This is a genomic window from Vibrio sp. 2033, assembly GCF_033339735.1.
Map to the genome: position 1 here is coordinate 1 of NZ_JAWOVC010000051.1, position 6,407 is coordinate 6,407.

The following is a 6,407-nucleotide window of genomic DNA, read 5'->3' on the forward strand; positions in this document are numbered from 1 at the left end:
TGTTTTACCGTGGTCAACGTGGCCGATAGTACCAACGTTAACGTGCGGTTTCGTACGTTCAAATTTTTCTTTAGACATGAGTGGTCCCTCTAGGTACGGATTTAGGTGGCCCAAATTGACCACGCAACCAAAAAAAGATAATTGGTAAATCTAATATCAAAAGGAAATAAACTTGAGAGCTGGTGCTGATAGGCAGACTCGAACTGCCGACCTCATCCTTACCAAGGATGCGCTCTACCACCTGAGCTATATCAGCACTCAAATTAGAGTGGAGCGGGCAGCGGGAATCGAACCCGCATCATCAGCTTGGAAGGCTGAGGTAATAGCCATTATACGATGCCCGCAACACGTAACTCTGAGAGCTATTTCCTAAAGAATATGGTGGAGGGGGACGGATTCGAACCATCGAAGGCAGTGCCGGCAGATTTACAGTCTGCTCCCTTTGGCCACTCGGGAACCCCTCCAAATTTTCAAGCCATTCAGACTACTAAAGGAAAGAATGGTGCCGACTACCGGAATCGAACTGGTGACCTACTGATTACAAGTCAGTTGCTCTACCTACTGAGCTAAGTCGGCATAAGTGGTGCGCATTCTATTGAATGATTTTCTAGGTTGCAATAGTAATTTGAAAAAAAATCATAAATTTCGATTTTTTAGATTCGTTTGCTGCAAATTCGTACAAACTTAGCTTTTTTAAAGTAAACTTCGACCTTTGTCGTTTGCTTTGAAGTTCGCTTGATGTATGTTCTTGCTTCTATTAAACCAAGGATAAAAGAGACCCATGAGTCCATTTTTGTCATTTGACCGTGCAAATTGGGCCGAGTTAAGAAACTCTGTACCGATGACACTTTCTGAAGACGACTTGACTGCGCTTCAGGGCATTAATGAAAACCTAACCATGGAGGAAGCGGTAGAGATCTACCTTCCTTTGTCTCGTCTTTTGAATCTGTATGTCCAGGCTCGTCAAAGCCGCAATTCCGTATTACAACAATTCTTAAATACAGAGGAACATGCTCCCCCTTTCGTAATTGGTATCGCTGGCAGTGTTGCTGTAGGCAAAAGTACGACTGCTCGTATTCTAACGGCATTGCTTTCTCGTTGGGAGAATCATCCCAAAGTGTCCTTGGTTACAACAGATGGCTTCCTATATCCGAAAAAAGTACTAGAAGAACGCGGTATCATGCATCGTAAAGGCTTCCCAGAATCCTATGATATCAAGCGCTTAGTCGAGTTCATGTCTGACGTAAAGGCAGGAAAACCCGATCTTGAAGTACCCATCTACTCTCACATCACGTATGACATTACTGATGAACTAAGAAAAGTGGATAGACCGGATGTTCTTATTATTGAAGGTTTAAACGTTCTGCAAAGTGGAATGGACTATCCACATGACCCGCATCGTGTCTTCGTCTCTGACTTTTTAGATTTTTCAATTTATGTCGATGCAGAAACAGAGACCATTGAACATTGGTATGTAGAACGCTTTTTAAAGTTTCGCCAAGGGGCCTTTACGAAACCAGGCTCTTATTTTAGCCACTACACACAACTCTCTGTCGATGACGCAAAGAAAAAAGCGAAGCAAATTTGGCATGATATTAATGGGCTCAATTTAGAATTGAATATTCTTCCAACTCGAGAGAGAGCCCACTTGATTCTACACAAAGGCGTTAACCACTTAGTTGATAAAGTCTCGTTGCGAAAGTAATCGAAGATTAGTCACTTTTACGCAACGAGATTTCACCACCAATATAAGTCTCTAGTCCTTGGGAGGTTTCGATTAATATTCCACCTTGATGATCGATGCCTCGAACGACGCCATGTACCTCTCTAGGCCCAATAAGCAGTTTGACCTGACGATTAAGGAAATTGTCTAACCGATTCCAACGTTCGATAAAGCCAGTAAGCCCTTTCATTTCATATTCGACAAGTGCAGAATTCCAATGCTTGATAAGAGTCATTGCTAGAACATTTCTATCGATCTTGAGACTCTGATTTACTTGGTTCAACGTGGTCCATGGCTGGTCAATCTCAGGCTGGTCGTCAGGCATTCCAATATTCAGGCCCATCCCAATCACTAGATGAGCAGCCCCACCGGCCTGACCCGACATTTCAACCAAGATTCCGGCCAGTTTTTTATCTTGATAATACAAGTCATTCGGCCACTTGAGTTTAACACCTTGCATGCCTACTTCTTCCAGAGCTTCCACTGCGGCAATCCCAATCACCAAGCTCAAGCCCATTGCCGCAGCCATTCCTGCATCCAGTCGCCAATACATAGAGAGATATAAGTTAGAGCCAAATGGTGAGACCCATTGTCTACCGCGGCGACCACGCCCTTGTGCTTGATATTCAGCAATACAAACACGGCCCTTTTCCGAATCCGCGACCCTGTCGAGCAAATATTGATTCGTTGAGTCAATCACAGGGACGAGTTCAACAAGTGACTCCGAGCTAGTGGTAAAGAGAGTCTCGTCTAACAGCTGCAATGGTGAGGCTAATTGGTAACCGCGCCCTTGCACTCGATAAATATCAATACCCCATTCACTAAGACCTTTAATGTGCTTAGCGATTGCCGCTCTGGAAACATTAAGATCGTCGCCCAAAGCTTCTCCTGAATGAAACTCTCCATCACTTAATAACTTTAAAATATGAAGTTTCGTAGAGTGATCTTTTCTCATCTAGATGCCTCGATCTGAGTCAAATTGGTCTCCCCGGTACGATTGAGAAAGCGTACTTCATGCTCAAGTATGATTTGGTATTTGTCCCATACTGTCTGCTTCACTAAAGAAGCAAGCGCGACAATGTCATCAGCACTACAATTATCTATGTTGGTCAAAACCAAAGCTTGCATAGGGTTGACCTGCGCACCATGTACAGACTTCCCCTTTAATCCACACTGATCAATAAGCCAACCAGCAGCAATTTTCATTCCTCCAGAAGCTGGGTAGGCTACTACGTTAGGGTATTTTTTTGTGAGTCGATCATAGTGATCTTGCGTGATCACTGGGTTTTTAAAGAAACTACCTGCGTTACCTATCTTGGTTGGATCTGGCAGTTTTGCCTTTCGCACTTGGCATACTCGTTCGAAGATAGAAGCAGGGCTGAGTTGTTCTTCTGGGATACTTTGTAAAGGACCGTACTGGTTAATCGGCTGCCATTGCTTCGCCAACTTAAGCCCTAATGCGGTGATAAAGCACTTTCCGTGCAACGCATGTTTAAATATGGAATCCCTATAGGCAAACTCACAGTCTTGGGCGTGCATTCTTTTGTTTTCAAACGTAGTTAGATCAAGAACATCTACATAATCACAGATGTCTTTTAGCTCTAGGCCATACGCACCAATGTTCTGAATAGGAGCCGAGCCAGCACAACCTGGAATCAAAGCTAAGTTCTCGATCCCACCGATCCCCTGATTCACACACCAGGAAACTAATTCAGGCCAATCTTCACCACCGGCAATATGTAATAGGTAGTGCTTATCCGTTTCCGTGACTTCTTTACCCATGATTCGATTAACAATCACTAATCCCTCAAAATGTTCTGTAAAAAGAACATTACTTCCTTTACCTAAAAAAAGTTTCGGTAAATGGGTGAATCTTGGGTTTTGAAATAGCTCAATAACATCTTCGAGCGACTCAACGATAGCTAAATAGGAACACGATTGTTCAATTCCAAAAGTATGGTAAGCCTTTAGGCTCGCATTTGTTTTAATTTGCATAGTAGGTTTGCAACACCAGATAAGATTCTCTTAAACTGTCGACATTCTACATTAGTTATCTTTTAACCGCAGTGACAATACCAGACTCATTAATCATAGAAGTGTTAAATCCCATCAAGCTCCCCCTCATTAAGAAACTATACAAAGCGTATTACCCTGCGGGTCGAGCCAAAAAGGATGAATTGATCATTACAGCAAGCCATAAGGGTGAAATCATGGCGTTACTACGTTTAAAAAGTGTAGATAAAGTTCGTCTGTTGACAGGAATGTTGGTCATTCCGAAAGTTAGGGGAACAGGGATTGGAAAAAAACTACTAACTCATTGTAAAAACAATGTTTTCACTGATGGCGATTATTGCTTCGCGTTTACACATCTCGAATCCTATTATTCCAAGCATGGATTCACAACAATTGATTGCTCTGAGCTACCACACCCGCTAAAAATGGCATTTCAACGTTATGTAGATAGCGGTAAAGATCTCATTCCAATGCAATTCATCTCTTCAACGACATCAAAACGCGTGCTTTTGTAGCCAGGTAAATCATATCTTTGATAAAATGGCAGGTTCGCAATATTGCACTAAACTAAGGTACTCATACCGATATGATAGTAAGTAGGAATCCATTCGAACAGTTGCCAAGTCTCGCTGTCAATCCGGAAGACTTTGATGTTCTGTATTCAGCAGAATCATTCAGAACCCGTCTTTTAGATGCTATCAGCAAAGCAACGTCGCGAATTTACCTAGTCGCTCTATATCTGGAAGATGATGAAGCTGGACGTGAAATTCTCACTGCGCTTTATGAAGCGAAACAGCGCAATCCTGGGTTGGACATCAATATCTGTGTCGACTGGCATCGAGCGCAGCGTGGCCTGATTGGTGCGGAGACATCTGAGGGTAATTCAGCGCTTTACAAAGCATATGCCAGTAAGTACCAACACCCAATCCCTGTCTATGGCATACCAGTGCGTGGCAGAGAAGTTTTTGGGGTACTGCATTTAAAAGGCTTCATTGTCGATGATACTGTTATCTACAGTGGGGCGAGCTTAAATAACGTTTATCTCCATTATCATGAACGTTATCGATTTGATCGTTACCATGTGATTCGACATGAATCTTTAGCGAATTCAATGGTGCAATTCATTCAGGAAGAAATGATTGCTCACCCTGCCGTTAATGATCTTGCAGGAAAAGATAAGCCAGAAACCAAAGAAATAAAGTCGGCGATTCGCCAACTGAGGGCTTCTCTTGCTCAAGCCAACTATAAGTTTGAAGACCAAGCTGCAACAGAAGAAAGCGTAAAAGTCACTCCGTTAGTTGGGCTAGGCAAACGCCGTAATCTGCTCAATCAACAGATTGTAAAGTTATTGGCAGCAGCCCAAGACGAAATTTTCATTTGTACGCCTTACTTTAACTTCCCTAAAGCACTTCATCGTGAAGTGAAACGAGCCATGAAGCGTGGTGTGAAAGTAACTATTGTTGTGGGTGATAAAACCGCCAACGACTTTTACATTGCACCGGAGGAAGACTTTAAAACCATTGGCGGACTTCCATATCTTTACGAAGTGAATTTGCGTCGCTTTGCGAAAGCCAATGAAGCGAATATCGCCGCACGTAAATTGTCAATTCACCTATGGAAGCATGACAATAACAGCTTCCACCTTAAGGGTATTTGGGTTGATAAACGCTATATGCTACTTACTGGGAATAACCTAAATCCACGTGCTTGGTCACTCGACCTAGAAAATGGGCTACTCATACAAGACAATTATGCGAAGCTCACTGAGAAGTTTGAAGACGAAGTTTCGCGTATTCTTGAGCATACTCACCTTATCTGTACTTATAAGCAATTAGAGAAAGTAGAAGACTATCCTATAGGGGTACAGCGACTGGTCAGAAAAATTACCCGCCTAAAGGCAGATGGTGTTTTAAAGCGTATTCTTTAGACATCATTTCTCGCTCTAAAGTACGTCGAGATTTTTATACTAAGCCAACCGCTTTAGCAGTTGGCTTTTTCATATAATCCATTTGGAATACTTAACTATTTTCTAGTACCGCTAGTGAGCACATAACCACTTAGATCTAGAGCGACTCTCTTAATGGGTTTGAGCTTTGACGTTTGTGAGTATTCCGCATAGCTTACAGCCTCGAGCTAAGCTACCCCTCTCTGTTTTGGCGCTTCTTACCCCTTGGCGATATATTTTTTCTGAGACTCATCAAATGTTCAGCGTCGAAAATCATCACCTCGCTAATGAAGAGCTCCTTCAATCTTTCACCTTCCAATTCTTTTCAAGTCGTTTGATTTTTGAGCCAGGAGAGATTGGGGGTATATATGACGCTTTTCTGGATTATGCGCACAGTTCGTTTTTTCTTTCTCATCAAGATTCAAGCCGTTGAACGCCTTTGAATACCATAGATTACTTAGGCTTGTTTGTAGGTCATATTGCCTTTCCACAGCATCAACGGCCTATATTATTAGAGCCTAGTGTGTAATTACGCAGAGTTCGCTTAGTAGGGATTATGTGAAATAGTCTAGTTAGGTGTATAAACACTCTTCAGGGAAACGTCGCAGTAGAAACGAAAAAAGCCTCAGTCTTTCGACTGAGGCTTAATATAAGTGGCGGAGTGGACGGGACTCGAACCCGCGACCCCCGGCGTGACAGGCCGGTATTCTAACCAACTGAACTACC

The 6,407-nt window shown here is 42.8% G+C and carries 5 protein-coding genes and 4 tRNA genes; 3 read left to right on the top strand and 6 right to left on the bottom strand.

The window, feature by feature from the left end; genetic code table 11:
- Positions 1–180: 180 nt before the first annotated feature.
- The 4 genes from R7P74_RS24150 to R7P74_RS24165 form a co-directional block, all read right to left on the bottom strand.
- A tRNA-Thr gene (locus R7P74_RS24150) sits at positions 181–256 on the bottom strand.
- Between the two features lie 13 nt (positions 257–269).
- A tRNA-Gly gene (locus tag R7P74_RS24155) sits at positions 270–344 on the bottom strand.
- Positions 345–379: 35 nt separating this feature from the next.
- A tRNA-Tyr gene (locus R7P74_RS24160) sits at positions 380–464 on the bottom strand.
- A gap of 36 nt (positions 465–500) precedes the next feature.
- A tRNA-Thr gene (locus R7P74_RS24165) sits at positions 501–576 on the bottom strand.
- A 205-nt stretch (positions 577–781) separates the two neighbouring features.
- Here R7P74_RS24165 and coaA point away from each other — a divergent pair.
- The gene (coaA, locus tag R7P74_RS24170; RefSeq protein ID WP_005388683.1) at positions 782–1,705 is read left to right on the top strand and encodes a type I pantothenate kinase; all 924 of its coding nucleotides are present in this window, start codon (positions 782–784) and stop codon (positions 1,703–1,705) included.
- A 7-nt stretch (positions 1,706–1,712) separates the two neighbouring features.
- On the opposite strand, the gene birA is transcribed toward coaA, so the two are convergent.
- Positions 1,713–2,678 carry a bifunctional biotin--[acetyl-CoA-carboxylase] ligase/biotin operon repressor BirA gene (gene birA, locus R7P74_RS24175; RefSeq protein ID WP_170894214.1) on the bottom strand — a complete coding sequence of 322 codons (966 nt, stop codon included), beginning with the start codon at positions 2,676–2,678 and terminating at the stop codon, positions 1,713–1,715.
- Positions 2,675–3,718 carry a UDP-N-acetylmuramate dehydrogenase gene (gene murB, locus R7P74_RS24180; protein WP_213963146.1) on the bottom strand — a complete coding sequence of 348 codons (1,044 nt, stop codon included), beginning with the start codon at positions 3,716–3,718 and terminating at the stop codon, positions 2,675–2,677. Before murB ends, birA begins: the two co-directional genes overlap by 4 nt.
- Before the next feature lie 101 nt (positions 3,719–3,819).
- Between murB and R7P74_RS24185 the strand changes: the two genes are divergently transcribed.
- Entirely contained in the window at positions 3,820–4,251 is a 432-nt protein-coding gene (locus R7P74_RS24185; RefSeq protein WP_169643899.1) for a GNAT family N-acetyltransferase, read from the top strand.
- Positions 4,252–4,322: 71 nt separating this feature from the next.
- Complete coding sequence (pssA, locus tag R7P74_RS24190; RefSeq protein WP_005388686.1) at positions 4,323–5,663, top strand: CDP-diacylglycerol--serine O-phosphatidyltransferase; 1,341 nt, start codon at positions 4,323–4,325, stop codon at positions 5,661–5,663.
- Positions 5,664–6,407: the final 744 nt, after the last annotated feature.